This is a genomic window from Brevundimonas vesicularis (assembly GCF_027105095.1).
GTDB lineage: Bacteria > Pseudomonadota > Alphaproteobacteria > Caulobacterales > Caulobacteraceae > Brevundimonas > Brevundimonas vesicularis_E.
The window spans coordinates 1580347-1599104 of sequence record NZ_CP114278.1 but is presented as its reverse complement, the minus strand read 5'-3'; the positions used below and the strand labels follow the sequence as shown (position 1 = coordinate 1599104).

The window sequence follows — 18758 nt, the reverse complement described above, 5'->3', positions numbered from 1 at the left end:
ATCTATGGTTCGATTCCTGAACGCAATCTATACGTGTTTGCTGTCTCTGTATGCAGCGTTAAGCAAGGGCTTGCCCAGCCAGTAACAAAGCTCGGCCGGTCGCGAGATATCCCAGATCGCAAGGTCGGCCGCCTTTCCGGCTTCGAGTGTCCCAATCTCGGCCAGCATCCCAAGCGCCCGCGCCGCCTCTCGCGTCGCGGCGGCCAAGGCCTCTTCCGGCGTCAGGCGGAACTGAACACAGGCGAGGTTGAGCGCGGCGGTCATCGAAGCGACGGGCGAGGTGCCAGGATTGCAGTCGGTGGCGACGGCCATCCGCACGCCGTGGCGGCGCAGTAGATCGATGGGCGGCGCCTGGGTCTCGCGCAGCATCAGAAAGGCGCCGGGGAGCAGCACGGCGACCACACCGGCCGCGGCCATGGCGGCGACGCCCTCTTCGTTGGCATGTTCGATATGATCAGCGGACAGGGCCTGATATCGCGCCGCCAGGGCCGCACCGCCGCCGTTCGACAACTGGTCGGCGTGCAGCTTGACCGGCAGCCCCAGCGCGCGCGCCTTGCCGAAAAGACGCGACACTTCTGCGGTCGAGAAGGCGATGGGTTCACAATAGGCGTCGACCGCATCGACCAGACCTTCGGCATGGGCGGCAGGCAGGATGTGGTCGATGGCCAAATCGACATAGGCGGCCCTGTCCTCACGATACTCGGGCGGCACGGCATGCAGGCCCAGATAGCTGGTACGGACACGCACGCCGCCCTCTCGCCCGATCCTGCGCGCGACGCGCAGCATCTTCAGCTCCGTCTCAAGGTCGAGACCATAGCCGGACTTGATCTCGACGGTGCTGACTCCGGTGGCCTTCAGCCCCGCCAACCGCGTCATGGCGGAGGCGAACAGCTCATCCTCCGACGCGGCGCGCGTGGCCTTCACGGACGAGACGATGCCGCCGCCAGCTCGCGCGATCTCCTCATAGGTCGCGCCGCCCAGCCGCTGTTCAAACTCGGCCGAACGGTCTCCGCTGAACACCAGGTGGGTGTGGCAGTCGATCAGGCCAGGCGTGATCCAGCGGCCGTCCAGCCGCTGGGTTTCAGCCGCCTCTATGGCCGGCAGGTCAGCGCGCGGTCCCACCCAGGCGATGCGGTCATCGGCGACGACCACGGAGGCGTCATGGATGGCGCCATAAGGGACCGGTCCCTCAACCATGGTGGCGACATGGCAATCGATCAGCAGACGATCGGCCTTCATCGGCGAGGCTCCTTTGCCAAAACGGGTGAATGGGCGGACGAGAAGCGCGCGACCAGATCGTAGCGGTCGCCGGGGAAAATCTGCCACACCCGCGTCACCCCCTGCCCGTCCCGCCATGTCCGGCGTTCGACGCACAGACAGGCGGCGCCGGGCTTGAGTTCCAGCAGGCGTGCAGAGCGGGCGTCCGCCGCAATCGCTGAAATGCGGTTCTCAGCCTCAGTCCAGGGCGCCGAGTCCAGCAGCCAGCTTCCTGGCGGAACCGTATGAAAATCCACGTCTATAGCTTGAGGCGCCGCGCCGACCGCGATGAGCCTGTGTTCCAAGGCCAGGGGCGCGCCGTCGGCGCTGTGCAGACAGGTCAGATCCAGCAGAAGACCACCCGACGCCAGTTCGATTTCGTCCGCACCGTCCGGCTCGCGTTCGAGCCGGTCCAGCAGGACATAGCCGTAAGCCTGCCCGCGCTCGATCACCTCGGCCCGCAGGTCGGGAATAGCCAGGACGGCGGCGTGGGCCTTGGGCTGGGCGACGAAGGTGCCGGCGCGACGCCGACGCGTCACCAGCCCCCGCCCCGCCAGTTCCGAAATGGCCTTGGACACCGTCATGCGTGAACAGCCGTAGCGTTCGGTCAGCTCATGCTCGAACGGAATGCGGTCGCCGGGCGACAGCTCGCCAGACAGGATAAGCCCCTCAAGATCGGCATAGATGCGGCGATGCAGGCTCACCCCAACACCGCCGACAGGGCCTTGCGATAGCGCGCCTCGATGCCGTCCCGCGCGATATGGCGGCCGTTTTTCACGACCTCCCGCCCCGCGCGCCAAACCGAACGGATCGAGCCCGTCGGCGCGCCGAAGATCCAGCTGTCCAACACCGCATCGCCCGACCGTCCCGCAAAGGCGACGCCGCTTGTATCCAGCGATACGATGTCCGCCGACGCCCCGACGCTCAGACCCGACGCCGCGCCCGTCGCCTGAACGCCGCCCGCCAGCGCGCGATCGAACAAGGCGCGCCCCGTCGAGCGTTCAGGATCCGCCATGACGGCGCGACCGCGCAGCGCCAGCCGTTGACTGTATTCCAGCATTCGCAGTTCCTCTGCGACGCCGATCTGCACGTTGGAATCGGTCCCGATGCCGAACCGCCCGCCGGCGCGCGTGAAATCGACCGCTGGGAAGACGCCGTCGCCCAGATTGGCCTCCGTGATTGGGCACAGACCGACCACGGCGTCGCGCGCCACGACGCCCTGCCACTCGGCCTCGGTCACATGGGTGGAGTGGATCAGGCACCAACGCGGATCGACCGGCGCATTGGCCAAGAGCCATTCGACCGGCCGCGCGCCCGACCAGGCCAGGCAGTCCGTGACCTCCTTGGTCTGTTCCGCCACATGGATATGGATCGGCCCATCGCCCGCCAGCGCAGGCATGGCCGTCAGCTCATCCGGGCTGACGGCGCGCAGACTGTGCGGGGCGACCCCGACCACGGCGTCGGGCAGATCGGCGGTCAGGGTGCAGCATCGCGCGACCAGATCGGCGAAACCGTCCAGGTCGTTGATGAAGCGCCGCTGTCCATGCGCCGGCGGTTGACCGCCGAACCCGGCATGGGCGTAGAAGACCGGCAGCAGGGTCAGGGCGATGCCCGTCGCCTGCGCCGCCGCCACGATCCGCGCGGCGATCTCGGCCAGGTCCGAATAGGCCGCGCCGGACGGGTCGTTGTGCAGATAATGGAACTCGGCGACGCGGGTGAAGCCGCCCTCCAGCATTTGCATGAAGGCCAGGGCGGTGATGGCCTCGATCTCTTCCGGCCCGCCCCGATCCAGGAAGCGGTACATCAGCTCGCGCCACGTCCAGAAGTCGTCGTCCGAAGGCCCGCGCGCTTCGGTCAGGCCCGCCATAGCACGCTGAAAGGCGTGGCTGTGGACATTGGCGACGCCCGGCAGGGCGACGCCGCCCCCCTCGTCCGCAGGGCTGCGCGCCACGCCGGCTTCCAGACTGACAATCCGCCCGCCCGCTACACCGACCCGTACATCGCGCGCCCAGCCGCTCGGCAACAGAGCCGCCTCGAACCAGAGGGTGCGATCCACGGGCTGCGGCTGAAGGGTCACTGGACAGGTCCGTGTCGTTTCGATCAATATGTCTAGACATACCACGATAGATCGATTTGGCGAGGGAGGCCGAACGGATGCAGGACTGGCTGACCATCCACGAAGGTTCGGCGCCGCTGGTGATCGGCCTGCCGCACACGGGGACCGAGATTCCGGCCGTCATCGAGGCGCGGATGGCCTCGCCCTGGCTGGCCCGCAAGGATGCGGACTGGTGGGTGGATCGGCTGTACGACTTCGCGATCGATATGGGCGCCACCCTGGTGCGAACGGGCGTGTCACGCAGCGTCATCGACGTGAATCGCGATCCGTCTGGCGTCTCGCTCTATCCCGGCATGACCACGACCGGCCTGTGCCCGACCGAAACCTTCGACGGGGAGCCGCTGTATCGCGCAGGTCAGGAGCCCGACTCGGCCGAAACGGAGGAGCGACGTGCGATCTGGTTCGATCCCTATCACGCCGCCCTGCAGGGCCAGTTGGAGCGACTGCGCAGCAGAGGTCCGGTCGTCCTCTACGACGCCCATTCGATCCGGTCTGTCGTGCCGCGCCTGTTCGAGGGCGAACTGCCGCAGTTCAATATCGGCGACAACGACGACGCCACCTGCGCCAGCGAGCTGACGCAGGCTGTCGAAAAAGCCTGTGCCGTCAGCGGCGACAGCGTCGTCGTCAACGGCCGCTTCAAGGGTGGCTGGACCACGCGCCATTATGGCCGTCCGCAAACCGGCGTCCACGCCATTCAAATGGAACTGGCTGACCGGGGCTACATCCTCGATCCCGCCGGCCCGGTGTCGCCCGACAATTGGCCCAGCCCCTACCAGCCGGACCGCGCCGAGCCGATGCGCGGCCATCTGCGCCGCGTCCTGACCGCCTGCATCGCCTTCGCCGAGAGCCAACGATGAACACGCCCAACGCCCGGATCGTCCGCAGCCCGCGCGGACCCGAAAAGACCGCCAAGACCTGGGCCGCCGAAGCGGCCATGAGGATGCTGATGAACAACCTGGATCCCGAGGTCGCCGAGCGGCCCCAGGACCTCGTCGTCTATGGCGGCATTGGCAAGGCGGCGCGGGATTGGGCCGCGTTCGACAGGATCGTCGAGACGCTGAAGACGTTGGAGGCCGACGAGACCCTGCTGGTTCAATCCGGCAAGCCGGTCGGCGTCTTCCGCACCCATGCCGACGCCCCGCGCGTCCTGATCGCCAACTCCAACCTGGTGCCGAAATGGGCGACCTGGGAGCATTTCAACGAGCTCGATCGCAAGGGCCTGGCCATGTATGGCCAGATGACCGCCGGCTCGTGGATCTACATCGGCACCCAGGGCATCGTCCAAGGCACCTACGAGACCTTCATGGAGGCGGGCCGCCAGCACTACGGCGGCGACTGGTCCGGCAAATGGATCCTGACCGCAGGTCTTGGCGGCATGGGCGGGGCCCAACCTCTGGCCGCGACCATGGCGGGTGCGTCCTGCATCACGATCGAATGCCAACGCAGCCGCATCGAGTTCCGTCTGCGGACGCGCTACGTGGACGTCATGGCCGAAACCCTGGACGAGGCCCTGGCGCTGCTGGAGCAATCGTTCCGGGACAAGAAACCTTTGTCGATCGGCCTGTTGGGCAATGCAGCCGATCTGTTGCCTGAAATGGTCCGGCGCGGCGTGCGGCCCGATCTGGTCACCGACCAGACCAGCGCGCACGATCTGATCAACGGCTACCTCCCCGCGGGCTGGACCGTCGCGCAGTGGGAAGACAAGCGCGTCAGCGATCCAAACAGCGTCGCCGCCGCTGCGCGCACCTCCATCGCCGCTCATGTGAAGGCCATGCTGGACTTCCAGGCGATGGGCGTGCCGACCACCGACTACGGCAACAACATCCGTCAGGTGGCCTTCGACGCGGGCGTCTCCAACGCCTTCGACTTCCCCGGCTTCGTGGCCGCCTACATCCGCCCGCTGTTCTGTCGGGGGATCGGTCCGTTCCGCTGGGCGGCCCTGACCGGCGATCCGGAAGATATCAGAAAGACAGACGCGGCGATGAAGCGCCTGTTCCCCGACAATGCAGGTCTGCATCGCTGGCTCGACATGGCGGGCGAGCGCATTGCCTTTCAAGGCCTTCCCGCCCGTATCTGCTGGATCGGATTGGGTGACCGCCACCGCGCCGGCCTGATGTTCAACGACATGGTGGCGTCGGGCGAACTGTCCGGCCCCATCGTCATCGGACGCGATCACCTGGACAGCGGTTCGGTGGCCAGCCCGAACCGCGAGACCGAGGCCATGATGGACGGATCGGACGCCGTTTCCGACTGGCCTCTGCTGAACGCCCTGCTGAACACGGCCTCGGGCGCCAGTTGGGTGTCGCTGCACCACGGCGGCGGCGTCGGCATGGGCTATTCCCAGCACTCGGGCGTCGTCATCGTCGCGGACGGGACGCCGGAGGCCGCCCAACGCCTTCAGCGGGTGCTGTGGAACGACCCCGCCACGGGCGTCATGCGTCACGCCGACGCCGGCTATGAGATCGCCCGCGCGGCCGCGCGCGAGCACGAACTGAACCTTCCGAGCCTGAAGGCCTGAGCCATGACCGCGATCACCCTCGGCCAATCGCCTCTCACCCTCGCGCAGCTTCGTGCGGTGCTGGAGGGCCCCGCTACCGTTTCACTGACGCCCGCCGCCTGGGCCGATGTGGACAAGGGCGCAGCGACCATCGCAGCCATCGTCGCCGAGGGGCGCACCGTCTATGGCGTCAACACCGGCTTCGGTTTGCTGGCCAACACCTCCATCGCGCCTGAAGATCTGGAGACGCTGCAGCGTAATCTGGTTCTCAGCCACGCCTGCGGGGTCGGGCCGCTGCTGCCGGATGCGGTGACGCGTCTTCTGATGGTGCTGAAAATCGCCAGTCTGTCGCGTGGCGCCTCCGGCGTTCGGCGCGAAACGCTGGAGGCCCTGATCGCCCTGGTCAACGCCGACATCCTGCCCTGCATTCCGTCCAAGGGATCGGTCGGCGCCTCGGGCGACCTGGCGCCCCTGGCTCATATGTCCTGCGTCCTGATCGGCGTGGGCGAGGCGCGGCTGAACGGCGAAACCTTGGAGGCCGAAGCGGCTCTGGCGAAGGTCGGCCTTGAGCCTCTGACGCTGGGCCCGAAGGAAGGCCTGGCCCTGCTGAACGGCACCCAGTGTTCGACGGCGCTGGCCCTTGCCGGTCTGTTCGCGGCGGAGGCGGCGTTCGCCGCCGGCATCGCCGCCGGCGCCTTGTCGGTCGATGCGCTGAAAGGTTCCGACGCACCCTTCGATCATCGCATCCACGCCATGCGCGGCCAACCGGGCCAGATCGCCGTCGCCGCGCGGCTGCGCGAGTTGACGGCCGGTTCCGCCATTCGCGATAGCCATCGCGACGACTGCTCCAAAGTCCAGGACCCCTACTCTCTGCGATGCCAGCCGCAGGTCATGGGCGCGGTCCTCGATGTGTTGACCAGCGCCGCCGTCACGCTGGCGCGCGAGGCGAACGCCGTCACCGACAATCCGCTGGTCTTCATCGAGGATGGCGACGTCATTTCGGGCGGAAACTTCCACGCCGAACCCGTTGCTTTCGCTGCCGATCAGATCGCCATGGCTCTGTGCGAGATCGGCAATATTTCGGAACGTCGCACCTCGATTCTGGTCGATCCCAAGATGAGCGAACTGCCGGCCTTTCTGGTCAAGGAAAGCGGCCTGAACTCCGGCTTCATGATCGCCCAGGTGACGGCGGCCGCCCTGATCGCCGAGAACCGCATGGTCGCTCATCCGTGCAGCGTGGACACCGTGCCGACCAGCGCCAATCAGGAAGATCACGTCAGCATGGCCACCCACGGCGCCCGCCGCCTGCTGGACATGGCCGAGAACACGGCGACAGTGGTCGGTATCGAGCTTCTAGCGGCGGCGCAGGGACTGGAGTTCCATCGGCCGCTCACCAGCTCGCCGGCGCTGGAACAGGTCTTCGCCATCGTGCGAGAAGCCGCAGCCCCCTATGCCAGCGACCACTATTTCGCCCCGGACATCGCCCGTGCGACCGACGCCGTGCGCGCCGGTCGTTACCGAACCTTCGCGGCGGACCTGCTGCCGTCGGCCTGATCCGGCTCAGCCGCCGAGAACACCCAGGTGTTCCAGCAGAATGGCCGTGCCCAGACCGATCAGGGCCACGCCGCCGATGATCTCGGCCGTCTTGCCGAAGCGCGTGCCCACGGCCTTGCCGATCAACATGCCGATGGTGGTCAACACGAAGGTGGTGAAGCCGATCGAGGCGGCGATCACCCAGATATTGGCCCCGATGAACGCCAGCCCAACGCCCACGGCCGCAGCGTCGATGCTGGTGCCGACCGCCGTCGCCACGAGCGCCCAGGGGCCGGACCGGCGCGGCGCCTCATCCTCGCCCGCGCTCCGCGGTTGAACGCCTTCCCAGATCATCTTGCCGCCGACGATCAGAAGCAGGGTGAAGGCGATCCAGTGATCCACCTTTTCGACCAGGCCGGCGGCGATGATGCCCAATCCCCAGCCAATCAGGGGCGTGATCGCCTCGATGACGCCGAAGACCAGGCCGGCTTTGACGGCGTCCTTGACGGCAGGTCGATGCGACGCCCCGCGTCCGACGGCGGCCGCAAAAGCGTCAGTGGACATGCTGAGCGAGAGAATGGCGATGGCGCCTGGGGTCATGGGACAGCACTCGACCGGACGCGTGACAGCGGTCCTGCACCGGCCGGTCGCGGCGTCAGGACACGCTGGTCTCGCTAGGCGGTGGTTCCGCTGATCGCGCCACGCGCCGAAGCGCGAGTATGTTGACGCGATCCCGACGACAACGCCGGAAGCTACTCCCCAACAGGAGGCGGCTCTCTACACGCGGCGTCCCGCGCTTGGCAACCGTGCAGCTCGATCCAAGGGACGAAGGCGCGCGCCTGGCGCCTACTTCGGATTCATGATCATCGGCGGATTCTCGGGCGACGGAGTGTTCGCGCTGGCAGGCTGACGCGCGACCGTCAGGGCATAGGCGCCCATCTGATTGGGCCCATAGGCGCGGGCGCGCACGACATACCAGCCGTCGTCCGGCGCGGTCCAATCCAGCTTTGCGTGCGCGTCGGACAGGCTGTCATCATCGGTGGCCAGGCTGGTGAAATCGCCGTCCTGGTCTTCCTTGCCCAGATCGATGAAGGAATCGAAAGCGTTCGACACCATCGTCAGACGCAGCTTCTCATCCTTCTTGGCCTGGAACCGATAGGCGTCGAAAAACGCGCCTTCGTCGCTCATGGCGGCGCTGTTGGACAGGGTTCCGCGCACGGTCGAACCGACCAGCAGACTGCCGGGCTTGGGCTCCGGCCCGCGATCCAGCAGTTCCAGCGAATAGAGGCCCTTGCTTTCCGCATCCAGCGGCATGGCGCGGACCACATAGTTCCCGTCCGACGGCAGGGTGAAGTTCAGCCGCGAATCCGTGCCCTCGGCCAGGCCGTCGTCATCGCTGGCCAGGGCCTCGAACTCACCGTCGGCCTTGCCGATCTCCAGATAGGCGTTGAAGTCGCCCGACCGCAGGATCGCCTGGACGCGCTGCCCCTCGGTTCCGGAAATGACGTAGGCGTCATAGTGTTTGCCGTCGTCCGCCTGGGGGTCGTCATCCGCGATCTCGCCCTCGACCTTTTGCCCGAGGCTCGCCGTGGTCGGCGGAGGCGGCGGCGCGGTTTCGGTGAGCTTCAGCGTGTAGTCGCCCTCGGCGTCGTCGCTGAACCCGCGCGCCTCGATGATGTAGTCGCCATCGGCATCCAAGGTGCGCGCGATGCGGGCGTCGGTGCCCGAGCCGGCGCCGTCATCATCCTCCGCCAGCACGGTATCGTCCGATGCACGGCGGAGCGTCAGATAGGCGTCGAAGTCGCTCGACTTCATCTCGATGGCCACGCGCTGACCGTTCGTTCCGGTGAAGCGATAGGTCTCCGCGCGCTGGCCGCCGTCGTTCGTGGCGCTGTCCGAGCCCAGTTCGCCCTTGATCTCGTCACCGATCGCGATGGGCTTTGACGGCGGCGCGGGCGGCGCCTCGGCCAGGCCCAGTTCGTAGCGACCCAGCCCGTCTTCCAGCGCCGTTGCGCGGATCACATATTCGCCCGCCGTCGGCGCCGTGAAGGTCAGCCGCGAGTTCAGCCCGCCGCCGGGCGCATCATCGTTCGAACTGATCTCGACGAAATCTGGACCGTTCATCCGTCCCACCCGCACCAGGGGATCGAAGGCCTCGGAGTCCAGCGTCACCACGAAACGATCGCCGGCATTGGCGCGGAAGGCGTAGGCGTCATAGCGCCCCCCGTCTTCCTGCTCAGGATCGCGAGCCGTCAGTTCGCCGCTCTGGGTCGCCCCAACGCGAATGCCGCCGGGTCGCGGCGCACGCGGGGGCGCCGGACGTTCCTGCAACGACAGCTGATAGTCGCCGCCGTCCAGTCCGCTCAGCGTCCGGGCTCTCAGAACATAAGTCCCCGCCTGCTCCGGCGTGAAGCGCAGCCGCGCATGAGTGCCGTCCCCCAATCCGTCGTCGTCGGACGCCAGCGGCTCGCCCGCTGCGCCGTCGGCATAGACTTCCAGATAGGCGTCGAAAGCGTCCGATCTCAGCGTGGCTTCCAGCCGCTGCCCCGCCCGCGCCTCAAACCGATAGTCGTCATAGCGATATTCGTCGGCCGACGCCTTGGCGTCGCCGTCCGTCAGGGCGCCATTCACATCGGCGCCGATGCGCAACGACTGCGCGTCCTGGGCCACGGCCGGCGCGACCGCCCACAACAGGGCCAGGGTGCTGACAGCCACGGCGAGCGACGGACGGTTCATGAATTCCTCCAGCATAGGCTGCGGATCATAGACGCCGAACCGTGACGGCTGTAAATCGCCGCCATCCTGATTTCCCGCCAGACGGAGCTGCCATGTCGGCCCAATCCACGCCTGCGACCCTGATCGACGGCAAGGCTTTCTCGGCCGCCCTAGTGGATCGCGTCGGCGCGGCCGTCGCCCGGCTCGAGGTCGCGCACGGCGTCAAACCCGGTCTGGCCGTCGTCATCGTCGGCGAGGACCCCGCCAGCCAGATCTACGTCCGTAACAAGGGTGAGACGACGCTGCGCGCCGGCATGCGCTCCGACACCCACCGCCTGGCCGACACCGCCAGCCAGGCCGAACTGCTGGCCCTGATCGCCCAGTTGAACGCGGATGCCGGCATCCACGGCATCCTGGTGCAACTGCCCCTACCCTCTCACATCGACGCGACGGTGGTTCTGGACGCCATTTCGCCGGACAAGGATGTGGACGGCTTCCACGTCGTCAACGCCGGTCGTCTGGCCGTCGGCCTGCCGGGTCTGGTCCCCTGCACCCCCCTGGGGTGTCTGATGCTGCTGAAGGATCGGCTCGGCGATCTGTCAGGTTTGAACGCCGTCATCGTCGGCCGATCCAACATCGTCGGCAAACCGATGGCGCAGTTGCTGCTGGGCGAAAGCTGCACGGTCACCATCGCCCACTCGCGCACGCGGGACCTACCCGAGGTCTGCCGCCGCGCCGACATTCTGGTCGCCGCCGTCGGTCGGCCCGAAATGATCAAGGGCGACTGGATCAAGCCGGGCGCGACCGTCATCGATGTAGGCATCAACCGCGTTCCCTCGGCTGATCCCGTCAAGGCCGCCGAGGGCAAGACCCGCGTCGTCGGCGACGTGGCCTTCAAGGAAGCGGTCGAGGTCGCCGGCCGCATCACGCCGGTGCCGGGCGGCGTCGGTCCCATGACCATCGCCTGTCTACTCGCCAACACCTATTCGGCCGCCTGCCGCCTCAACAATCTCCAACCGGAGCCATTGGACGCTTGATGCATTCACTGGGCCGGTGAATAGTCCCGCTCAACGGCGCTATTGCCTAACGGGAGATGTCATGGTCCGCTTCAACGCTCGCGCCTTCGCTCTGACCGGCGCTCTTATGATCGTCCCCGCCGTGGCGGGCTGCGGCTACAACACCATTCCAACCAAGCAGGAACGCGCCGAGGCGGCCTGGGCCGATGTGCAGAGCCAGTATCAGCGCCGCGCCGACCTGATTCCAAACCTGGTCGCGACCGTTCAAGGCGCCGCGATCCAGGAACGCACCACCCTGACGGACGTCGTCAACGCCCGCGCCCGCGCCACCTCGGTCAACGTCTCGGCCGACGACCTCGATAATCCGCAGGCCTTCCAGCAGTATCAGGAGGCCCAAGGCCAGCTGTCCGGTGCCCTGTCGCGCCTGCTGGTGACGGTCGAAGCCTATCCGCAACTTCAGGCCAATCAAAACTTCCTGACCCTTCAGTCCCAGCTGGAAGGCACCGAGAACCGCATCCAGATCGCGCGCCGCGACTACAATGAGGCCGTTCGCGACTACAACACCACCCTGCGCACCTTCCCGCAGGTGATCTGGGCCAAGACCCTGCATGGCGGGTCGCAGCCGATGCAGCTGTTCACCGCCACCGCCGCCGCCCAGTCGGCGCCCCAGGTCAACTTCAACCTGAACGCCCCGCCCGCCAACGCCTCTGCGCCCGGCGGCGGCGCACCGGCCGTGGCGCCGGGCGCGACCCCGCCCGCCAAGTGACGAGCCTTCAAACGGCGGCGCGGCGTTCGCCCGGCGTCGCCGCCCTCCTTTTTGGCGTTGTCATAGCCTTGCTGCTCGTCTTTCCGGCGGCGGCGCAGAGCAAGATCGACTTCCCGCCGCTGACCGGCCGCGTGGTCGATCAGGCCAATCTGCTCGATCCAGCGACCGAACAGGCGCTGACAGAGAAGCTGGCGGCGCTGGAAGCCAGTTCGACCGACCAGTTGGTCGTCGTGACGGTCAACAGCCTTCAGGACCAGGAGATCGAGGACTACGGCTATCAGCTGGGTCGCGCCTGGGGCATCGGTCAGAAGGAAAACGACAACGGCGCCCTGCTGATCGTCGCGCCGAACGAACGCAAGGTGCGTATTGAGGTCGGCTATGGGCTGGAGCCCATCCTGACCGACGCCTTCTCGTCTCAGGTCATCCGCAACGACATCCTGCCATCGTTTCGAGACGGCGATTACCAAGCCGGGGTGATCAAGGGCGTCGACGCCCTGATCACCCAGCTTTCGCTCGACCCGGCTGAGGCGCAGGCGCGCGCCCAGGCCGCCGCTGCCGAGCAGGCCGACACCAAGGGCGACTCCATCATTCCTCTGGTCATCATCGCCGGGCTTTTCCTGTTCATCTTCTTGATCGCCATGCGGTCCGGGCGCGGACGACGCAGCAATGTCAGCTCGGTCCTGCTGTGGGCGGCGTCAGAGGCGCTGCGGAACTCCGGCAGAGGCGGCGGCGGTTGGGGCGGCGGCGGATTTGGCGGTGGTGGAGGGTTCGGCGGCGGCGGCGGCAGTTTCGGCGGCGGCGGGGCCTCGGGGGGATGGTGATGCAGATCACGGACAACGACCGCACCCGCATCGCCGAAGCCATAGCGGCGGCCGAGCGTCAGACGTCGGGTGAAATCTTCTGCGTCGTCGCGCGTCGGGTCTCGACCTATGTGGACGTCAGCCTGGCCTGGGCTGCGGCGATGGCGCTTTTGGCCCCGATCGTCTTCGTTCCGTTCGTGCTGGATCTTCGCTGGCCCGGCGACGGCTGGGAAGCGGCCCACCAGGCCGCGCAGGACGCCACGACAGCGCAGGCCCTGGGCCTCTACGCCCTGTCGCAGGCCGTCGTTTTCGTCTGCGTCTTTCTGATGACCCGTATCCCGGCCGTGCGCCGTCTTGTGACTCCGGCCGGCGTCAGGCGCGGCCGCGTCAGGGAGGCCGCCTTGCAGCAGTTCCTCGCGCACGGCGTCCACGTCACTCAGGAGCGTACGGGCGTCCTGATCTTTGCGGCCCTGGACGAACATCAGGTCGAACTGATCGCCGACGAAAGCATCTACGCCAAGGTCGACGAGGACGCCTGGGCTCAGGCCGTCGCCGTCCTGACCCGCGAACTGCGCGCCGAACGCCCGGTCGATGGTTTCGCGGCCGCCATCGGTCTGTGCGGCGAGGTTCTGGCCCGCCACTTTCCGCCGCGCGCCGACAACCCGAATGAGTTGCCCGATCATCTGATCCTGCTCTGATCGTCGCATCGGGGTCGCATTCGCGCGCCAGAAGGCCTAGCCCACGGTCATCTTTCAAACAGCCGCCAGCTCATGCCTCGCCTTCTTACCTACAATGTCCACCGCTGCGTCGGCACGGATCGTCGTCTGGACGTCGATCGGATCGTCGCCGTCATCGCCGAGTTCGAGCCGGACATCGTCTGCCTGCAGGAACTGGATGTGGGCCGCGCACGCACGGGCGGGGTTGATCAGGCCGAGGCGATCGCCGACGGTCTGGCCATGACCTCTCGCTTTCACCCGGCGATGCGGGTCGAGGCCGAACAGTACGGCGACGCCATTCTGACCTCTCACCCCGAACGGCTCGTCCGCGCCGACGCCTTGCCGACCGTCACCGGCATTCCGGGATTGGAACCGCGCGGCGCGATCTGGTCGGAAATCGAGATCGACGGGACAGCCGTCAACGTCATGAACACCCACCTGGGTCTGGTCCCGCGCGAGCAGCGGCTTCAGGCCGCCGCGCTGGCTGGATCCGGCTGGGTCGGCGGATGCAGGGGCCCGACCCTGCTGGCCGGCGACTTCAACGCCACTTCGATCACCCGCCCCTATCAGACCCTGTGCCGCAGCCTGCAGGACTGCCAGCGTCAGTTGGGCCAGAAACCCAGTGTGAAGACCTTCCCTTCGGCCTTCCCCGCCATCCGCATCGACCACTGTTTCGTCAGCCCGCATATCCGCATCCGCGCGGTGCGAACGGCCTTCTCGCCCCTGGCCCGCGTCGCCTCCGATCACCTGCCGCTGATTGTCGACTTCGAGGTCGTTCAGCCGGGCGCCTGACCCCCCTCGGACGCCGGTCGCGTGCGTTGCGAGCGGTTCAGACGCTTCCACGGTCGCCAGGCGTCGCTGGAAGACGTTGGGTCGCCCAACTGCCATTCGGCGAACATCCGCTGGATTCGCGTCGGCGGCTCCGAGCCCAGCGGCTTGAGCCTATCCGTCTCGAAGTTGCAGATCGCCTGCCCCACCGAGCCGAAGACGCCCTCGACCGCCGCGTAGTCCTCCGTCGCGACGCCCAGCCAATGGGCGATCGTCCGGTGACGATGCGCCGTGATGAAGGCCCGACCCGCCGCGTCGACCGGCTCGGCGGCGATGTCGCATTCGGTATCCAGCCCCATCGAACGGTTGTTCAGATTGGTGGACCCGATCCGCAGCAGCCGATCATCGATGATGGTCACCTTGGCGTGGACGATGATCCGGTCGCCCTCCGCCGTCAGGGGCGCAAAGGCGAAGAAGCGGTTGTATTTGTCCGCCTGTTCCAGCCGGTGCAGCACCTCGGCCCGGGCCGTGTCCATGGTCATGCTGTCGAACCAGCTCGGGCTCTTGGCGGTCGAGATGACGATGACCTGCGGCCCCTCCACCTCGGCAAGTCGTTCGGCCAGCGCGGCGGCGATGACCGGCGAGGTGAAATACTGGTTTTCGATATAGATCAGCCGCTTGGCGCGCCGGATTGATTCTAGGTGCAAGGCCTCGCTCTCGCGCACCTCGTGACGCCCCGACCACTTCGGCTCTGTGCGGGCGATGCCGACGGGCACGTCGGTCATCTGCACCGGCACGCCGTCGGGCCAGGGATCGTCCTCGACCTCGTCCGGGATGGTGCGCTCCCACGTCGCCTTGAACCAGCGTTCGCGCGCCAGATCGCCCAGCGCACGCGCCGCAGGGCCGTCCATCACGCTCATCACCTCGTGACGCGCCTTGCAGATCAGGCCGCTAGGCAGAGCGCGGCGCGGGTCGCCGTCCAGATGTTCGTCGGAATCCCAGCGATCGGTCGAGATGTCGCCGCCGCCGCAGAAGGCCACCTTGTCGTCGATGACCACCACCTTCTGATGATGACAGGCGCCGATAGGACCGGGGGAATCGAGCCGGAACTCCACCATCCGCTTACGGAACCAGCGCTGCGCCTTGTGCGGATAGAAGCCCTGCGACGCGGCGATCAGCAGCGGCGATTTCCAGATGAGCAGTCGCACATCCAGGTCCGGCTTCTTCTTGACCAGCATGCGCAGCTGGCGACCGATTTCGGCCGACTTGTCACCGGGCCGCGTCTCCGGGTCCAGATGGGTGCGTGGATCGAACTGCCATCCCAGCAGCACGATGGAGCGTTGGGCCTTGTGGATCGCAGACGACAGGGCGTCGAAATAGGCTTCGTTTTCCATCAGCACGGAAAAGCGGTGCGCGACGGCGGACGTCCACAGGCCGGGCCCTGGCTCCAGCAGACTGCCTTCGTAAGTGTCGCTGCCGTTCGTCATGCGACCTATCTGTCTGATTCGCGTGACATGGTGTCGAAGCGCATGCATCCTCCGTTCCACGCGCGTGTCCTTCGGTCAATCTTTCAGGGCGGGATTGTGACGTTCGCCGATTTGGCGCATAAGGAGCGTAGCCATACAGGCTGCGAGGGAGGGTAGAATGCAGGCGCTTGTCGAACTGATCGCTGGCTTCATCGCCCTGCTGGCCGCCGCCGTCCTGACGCAGTTCGGCGTCGACACCCACAAACCGAACCAAGGCGACCGCGAAGTGCGTCGTGTGGTGGAGTGTCGTGACACCGGCTCCAACACCACCCTGCTGTCCGAATCCAAGCGCGACTGCTGATCGCGACGTCAGATGTGACGCCGCAAGCCACAGTTCATCGACAGGTTGCGGACTTGAGTCGGTTTCGTCCGCACCAATCATGCTCTAGGGTTTGCATGGCGCTGTCGGACGCCCGCGCAGAGATCGAGTTGTTGAGCTTATGAAGTCTCCCAAACGGCCGCCGCTGAAGCTGACCGATGACGAAGTCGTTGCGCCCATAGAGCTCTCGACGACGGACGAAACGCCGCCCGACGAGGCGACGTCTGAATTCGAACCGATCCCCGAACCTGATTTCGAAATCGTGCAGCCGAAGTTCGAGCCTCCGATGTCGGAGCGCCGTCGCCGGCGCCTGCTGGAAGAGCAGCGGCTGGCCGAGGAACGCGCTCTGGCCGCAGAGCGCAACACTGCCGAGGGCGATAAGAAACCGACGCCCGACGCACCGATCGAGATGGCCGTTACAGCCGGTCAGCCGCCTGCGCCGTTCGAGCTGTCTAAACCGCCGGCTGTGAAAACCGTTCAAGCCAAGGCCCAGGCCGAGCCGTTAGGGCGCCATGCCTATGTGATTGCGGGTATCGCCTCCGCGCTGTGGATCGGCGGCGTCGCGTCATGGGCGGCCTATGAGTTCGGCGCGGGCGGCGCCGAACTGGATCCGCTGCGGATCGCCATCTACGCCCTGATCGCCCTGGCCCCTGCGGGTCTGGCCATCATGCTGGCCCATGCCGTCCGACAGGGCGCCGGTCTGGCCGCAGAGACGCGTCGCGCCCGCCAACTGGCCGAGGCCCTCGTCGCCCCGACCGCCCTGGCCGCCCAGCAGACCGGCGAGGTGCTTCAGTCGCTGCGCTCCGACATCGATCACGCCACCCTGGCGGCGGAACGCGCACGCAACGATATGGCCCTGCTCAGAGAGGCGCTGGCCCAAGAGACAACGCGGCTGAACGAGGCGGCCGAGAACGCCGGCCGCACCGCGCGTCGTCTCACCGAAAACCTGGGCCGCGAGCGCGACCAGATGCAGACCCTGGGCATCCATCTGGATACGCAGGTGTCGGGCGTCATCGACGCCGTCGAGCGGCAATCGCGCATGGTCGCGGACGCCTCTGATTTGGCTCAGGCGCAACTTCGCGAAGCCGAGGCCGCCCTCGCCGCCCGTGCCGCCGACCTCGCCGCCGCCGCAGGCGAAGCGCAGGACGCCGCCCGCGTGGCGTCCGACGATCTGGCGCGCCAGACCATCCGACTTGAGAACGCCGGTTCGGGCGTCGCCGAGCAGATCCAGTCCGTCGAGGAAGGCCTCAGCCAGCAGCGCGCCGCCCTGGTCACTGCCGCCTACGCCCTGCGAACCGATCAGGAAGACTTCTCCGCCCAAGTCGAAAGCCAGCGCGCTCAACTGATCGAGCATCTCTCCGCCACGCGCAGCGCCGCGGGCGATCTGGATCGCACCACCCAGACCTCGGTCGAGTCCATGCGCGATCTGGTCGAGGCCGCCACCGACCAGTTCCGCGCGCTGGTGGATATGTCGCAACGCGAGGCCGACGGCTTCGATTCCGCCACCAAGCTCGCCCTCGACCGCTTCGAGGCCTTGGCGGCCGAGGCGCGCGACGCCCTGATGGAAGAGACGCGCCGCGCCCTGGAGCAGATGCGCGCCACGGCCGAGGATTCTCGCGCCGCCGCCGCCGACGCCGCCGAACAGGCGCGTCTGCGCACCGACCGCCTGGGCGAATCCTTGTTTGACGCGGCCCAAAAGGCCGACACCGCCGCCGACGCCCGCATCGCCGACGCCCGCCGCATCGTCACCGAAACCTCCGGCCTGGTCGAAGAGACCGGCGAGCGGATGGTCAGCCGCCTGGAAACCCTGGTGGCACGCCTCAACAGCGCCTTGTCGGAAATCGACACCGCCGTCGCCGACATCGACGAGCGCGCCGCGCGCCTGCCTCAGGAAGCCCGCGCCCGCGCCGACGCCGTGCGCGCCACTGTCGAAGAAGGCCTGGCCTCCCTTTCCGCCGCCTCGCGAAAGGCGGCCGAGGACACCGAGGCGCTGGATGTCGGCTTCCAGGATCGCGTGCGCCGGAACTACGACATGCTGACCGAGGCCGTGCGTTTGATGGGCGTGGTGTCGGGCGATACGACACCGGCACGCCGTCGCGAGCCCGCCGCAGAGATCGAGGCCCGGCCCGAACCTCGTCCCGAGCGCCGGACCGATCGCCCAACGCCTCCCGCCTCGCCGCCCGTCGAAGAGCGGCGATTCGGTCTGCGCAGTCGCCTGCGGCTCGAGCCCGCAGAGACGCCCCCGCCGTCGGCGGACAAGGGCCTGGACTGGAGCGATCTGATCGACGGCGATGACGACAACGAGGCGCCGCTGGAGCTGGACACGCCCTCCCCCTCGCCTGCCGAGGCCGAGGCCCTGTCCGAGCGGGTCGCCGCCGCCATCCGGCGTATGGGGGTCGATCCCAACGCCCTTCTGCCTCGTTCTCGCGTCGAAGAGGCCGCCCGCGCCTTCAGCAATGGCGACCCCGACGCCGCGCGTCAGATTGTGCGTCGCGTCGCTCCGGCCGCTGTCCGCAGCGTGTCTCGCCGCGTGCTCAGCGACGCCGAACTGCGCGCCGACGCCGAACGCTACGTTCGCAACTTCGCGGTCATGCTGAACGCTTCCGCCCGCGCCGGAGACAGCGCGGCGGTTCAGTCCAGCCTGGCGTCCGACAGCGGTCGCGCCTTCATGTTGCTGGATGCGGCGGTCGGCGACCTGGGCTAAGACTTTTGCGGACTTGACGGCGTCG

General features: G+C 67.3%; 16 protein-coding genes and 1 riboswitch. Of the genes, 10 read left to right on the top strand and 6 right to left on the bottom strand.

Going from position 1 to position 18758, the window contains the following annotated elements:
* Window positions 1-27: 27 nt before the first annotated feature.
* Genes hutI through O2K97_RS07990 form a run of 3 tightly spaced genes read right to left on the bottom strand, consistent with a single transcriptional unit; the run spans window position 28 to window position 3334 of the window.
* On the bottom strand, window positions 28-1239 hold the full coding sequence (gene hutI / locus O2K97_RS08000) for an imidazolonepropionase (protein WP_269218851.1): 1212 nt from the start codon (window positions 1237-1239) through the stop codon (window positions 28-30).
* Window positions 1236-1961, bottom strand: coding sequence for a histidine utilization repressor (gene hutC / locus O2K97_RS07995; protein WP_269218850.1), 726 nt, complete (start codon window positions 1959-1961; stop codon window positions 1236-1238). The genes hutI and hutC overlap by 4 nt, the downstream gene beginning before the upstream one ends.
* Entirely contained in the window at window positions 1958-3334 is a 1377-nt protein-coding gene (locus tag O2K97_RS07990) for a formimidoylglutamate deiminase (protein WP_269218849.1), read from the bottom strand. Before O2K97_RS07990 ends, hutC begins: the two co-directional genes overlap by 4 nt.
* Before the next feature lie 77 nt (window positions 3335-3411).
* Here O2K97_RS07990 and hutG point away from each other — a divergent pair, with 77 nt between their 5' ends.
* Genes hutG through hutH form a run of 3 tightly spaced genes read left to right on the top strand, consistent with a single transcriptional unit; the run spans window position 3412 to window position 7424 of the window.
* Window positions 3412-4230 carry an N-formylglutamate deformylase gene (gene hutG, locus O2K97_RS07985; RefSeq protein ID WP_269218848.1) on the top strand — a complete coding sequence of 273 codons (819 nt, stop codon included), beginning with the start codon at window positions 3412-3414 and terminating at the stop codon, window positions 4228-4230.
* The gene (gene hutU / locus O2K97_RS07980) at window positions 4227-5891 is read left to right on the top strand and encodes a urocanate hydratase (protein WP_269218847.1); all 1665 of its coding nucleotides are present in this window, start codon (window positions 4227-4229) and stop codon (window positions 5889-5891) included. Before hutG ends, hutU begins: the two co-directional genes overlap by 4 nt.
* A 3-nt stretch (window positions 5892-5894) precedes the next feature.
* Window positions 5895-7424 (top strand): histidine ammonia-lyase, encoded by a 1530-nt coding sequence (gene hutH, locus O2K97_RS07975; protein ID WP_269218846.1) that lies wholly within the window; start codon window positions 5895-5897, stop codon window positions 7422-7424.
* Between the two features lie 6 nt (window positions 7425-7430).
* Here the strand turns inward: hutH and O2K97_RS07970 are convergent, their stop codons facing one another.
* Both O2K97_RS07970 and O2K97_RS07965 read right to left on the bottom strand, forming a co-directional pair.
* Window positions 7431-8003, bottom strand: coding sequence for a manganese efflux pump MntP family protein (locus tag O2K97_RS07970; RefSeq protein WP_269218845.1), 573 nt, complete (start codon window positions 8001-8003; stop codon window positions 7431-7433).
* A gap of 27 nt (window positions 8004-8030) precedes the next feature.
* A riboswitch (yybP-ykoY riboswitch) is annotated at window positions 8031-8173 on the bottom strand.
* Between the two features lie 76 nt (window positions 8174-8249).
* Entirely contained in the window at window positions 8250-10139 is a 1890-nt protein-coding gene (locus O2K97_RS07965; RefSeq protein ID WP_269218844.1) for a PPC domain-containing protein, read from the bottom strand.
* A 92-nt stretch (window positions 10140-10231) separates the two neighbouring features.
* Here O2K97_RS07965 and O2K97_RS07960 point away from each other — a divergent pair, with 92 nt between their 5' ends.
* The 5 genes from O2K97_RS07960 (at window position 10232) to O2K97_RS07940 (ending at window position 14208) form a co-directional block, all read left to right on the top strand.
* Window positions 10232-11155, top strand: a complete 924-nt coding sequence (locus O2K97_RS07960; RefSeq protein WP_269218843.1) for a bifunctional methylenetetrahydrofolate dehydrogenase/methenyltetrahydrofolate cyclohydrolase — start codon at window positions 10232-10234, stop codon at window positions 11153-11155.
* Between the two features lie 61 nt (window positions 11156-11216).
* Window positions 11217-11900, top strand: a complete 684-nt coding sequence (locus O2K97_RS07955) for a LemA family protein (RefSeq protein WP_269218842.1) — start codon at window positions 11217-11219, stop codon at window positions 11898-11900.
* Complete coding sequence (locus O2K97_RS07950) at window positions 11897-12721, top strand: TPM domain-containing protein (protein WP_269218841.1); 825 nt, start codon at window positions 11897-11899, stop codon at window positions 12719-12721. Before O2K97_RS07955 ends, O2K97_RS07950 begins: the two co-directional genes overlap by 4 nt.
* Entirely contained in the window at window positions 12721-13398 is a 678-nt protein-coding gene (locus tag O2K97_RS07945; RefSeq protein WP_258522496.1) for a TPM domain-containing protein, read from the top strand. Before O2K97_RS07950 ends, O2K97_RS07945 begins: the two co-directional genes overlap by 1 nt.
* Before the next feature lie 72 nt (window positions 13399-13470).
* Window positions 13471-14208, top strand: a complete 738-nt coding sequence (locus tag O2K97_RS07940) for an endonuclease/exonuclease/phosphatase family protein (protein ID WP_269218840.1) — start codon at window positions 13471-13473, stop codon at window positions 14206-14208.
* Here O2K97_RS07940 and O2K97_RS07935 read toward each other — a convergent pair.
* A complete protein-coding gene (locus O2K97_RS07935; RefSeq protein WP_269218839.1) occupies window positions 14193-15671 on the bottom strand; it encodes a phospholipase D-like domain-containing protein in 1479 nt (492 codons plus the stop codon). The two genes, O2K97_RS07940 and O2K97_RS07935, sit on opposite strands and share 16 nt — an antisense overlap.
* 157 nt (window positions 15672-15828) lie before the next feature.
* On the opposite strand from O2K97_RS07935, the gene O2K97_RS07930 reads away from it, so the two are divergent.
* Window positions 15829-16011, top strand: a complete 183-nt coding sequence (locus tag O2K97_RS07930; RefSeq protein WP_269218838.1) for a hypothetical protein — start codon at window positions 15829-15831, stop codon at window positions 16009-16011.
* A 139-nt stretch (window positions 16012-16150) separates the two neighbouring features.
* Window positions 16151-18733 carry a tipN gene (locus O2K97_RS07925; protein WP_269218837.1) on the top strand — a complete coding sequence of 861 codons (2583 nt, stop codon included), beginning with the start codon at window positions 16151-16153 and terminating at the stop codon, window positions 18731-18733.
* The last annotated feature ends 25 nt before the right edge of the window (window positions 18734-18758 follow it).

Bases quoted from the DNA above. Each gene is read 5' to 3' on its own strand.
- hutH (WP_269218846.1), top strand. From the start codon at position 5,895: ATGACCGCGATCACCCTCGGCCAATCGCCTCTCACCCTCGCGCAGCTT.
- O2K97_RS07925 (WP_269218837.1), top strand. From the start codon at position 16,151: ATGAAGTCTCCCAAACGGCCGCCGCTGAAGCTGACCGATGACGAAGTC.
- O2K97_RS07970 (WP_269218845.1), bottom strand. From the start codon at position 8,003: ATGACCCCAGGCGCCATCGCCATTCTCTCGCTCAGCATGTCCACTGAC.
- O2K97_RS07955 (WP_269218842.1), top strand. From the start codon at position 11,217: ATGGTCCGCTTCAACGCTCGCGCCTTCGCTCTGACCGGCGCTCTTATG.
- O2K97_RS07935 (WP_269218839.1), bottom strand. From the start codon at position 15,671: ATGACGAACGGCAGCGACACTTACGAAGGCAGTCTGCTGGAGCCAGGG.
- hutG (WP_269218848.1), top strand. From the start codon at position 3,412: ATGCAGGACTGGCTGACCATCCACGAAGGTTCGGCGCCGCTGGTGATC.
- hutU (WP_269218847.1), top strand. From the start codon at position 4,227: ATGAACACGCCCAACGCCCGGATCGTCCGCAGCCCGCGCGGACCCGAA.
- O2K97_RS07945 (WP_258522496.1), top strand. From the start codon at position 12,721: ATGCAGATCACGGACAACGACCGCACCCGCATCGCCGAAGCCATAGCG.
- O2K97_RS07960 (WP_269218843.1), top strand. From the start codon at position 10,232: ATGTCGGCCCAATCCACGCCTGCGACCCTGATCGACGGCAAGGCTTTC.
- O2K97_RS07930 (WP_269218838.1), top strand. From the start codon at position 15,829: ATGCAGGCGCTTGTCGAACTGATCGCTGGCTTCATCGCCCTGCTGGCC.
- O2K97_RS07940 (WP_269218840.1), top strand. From the start codon at position 13,471: ATGCCTCGCCTTCTTACCTACAATGTCCACCGCTGCGTCGGCACGGAT.
- O2K97_RS07965 (WP_269218844.1), bottom strand. From the start codon at position 10,139: ATGAACCGTCCGTCGCTCGCCGTGGCTGTCAGCACCCTGGCCCTGTTG.
- hutI (WP_269218851.1), bottom strand. From the start codon at position 1,239: ATGAAGGCCGATCGTCTGCTGATCGATTGCCATGTCGCCACCATGGTT.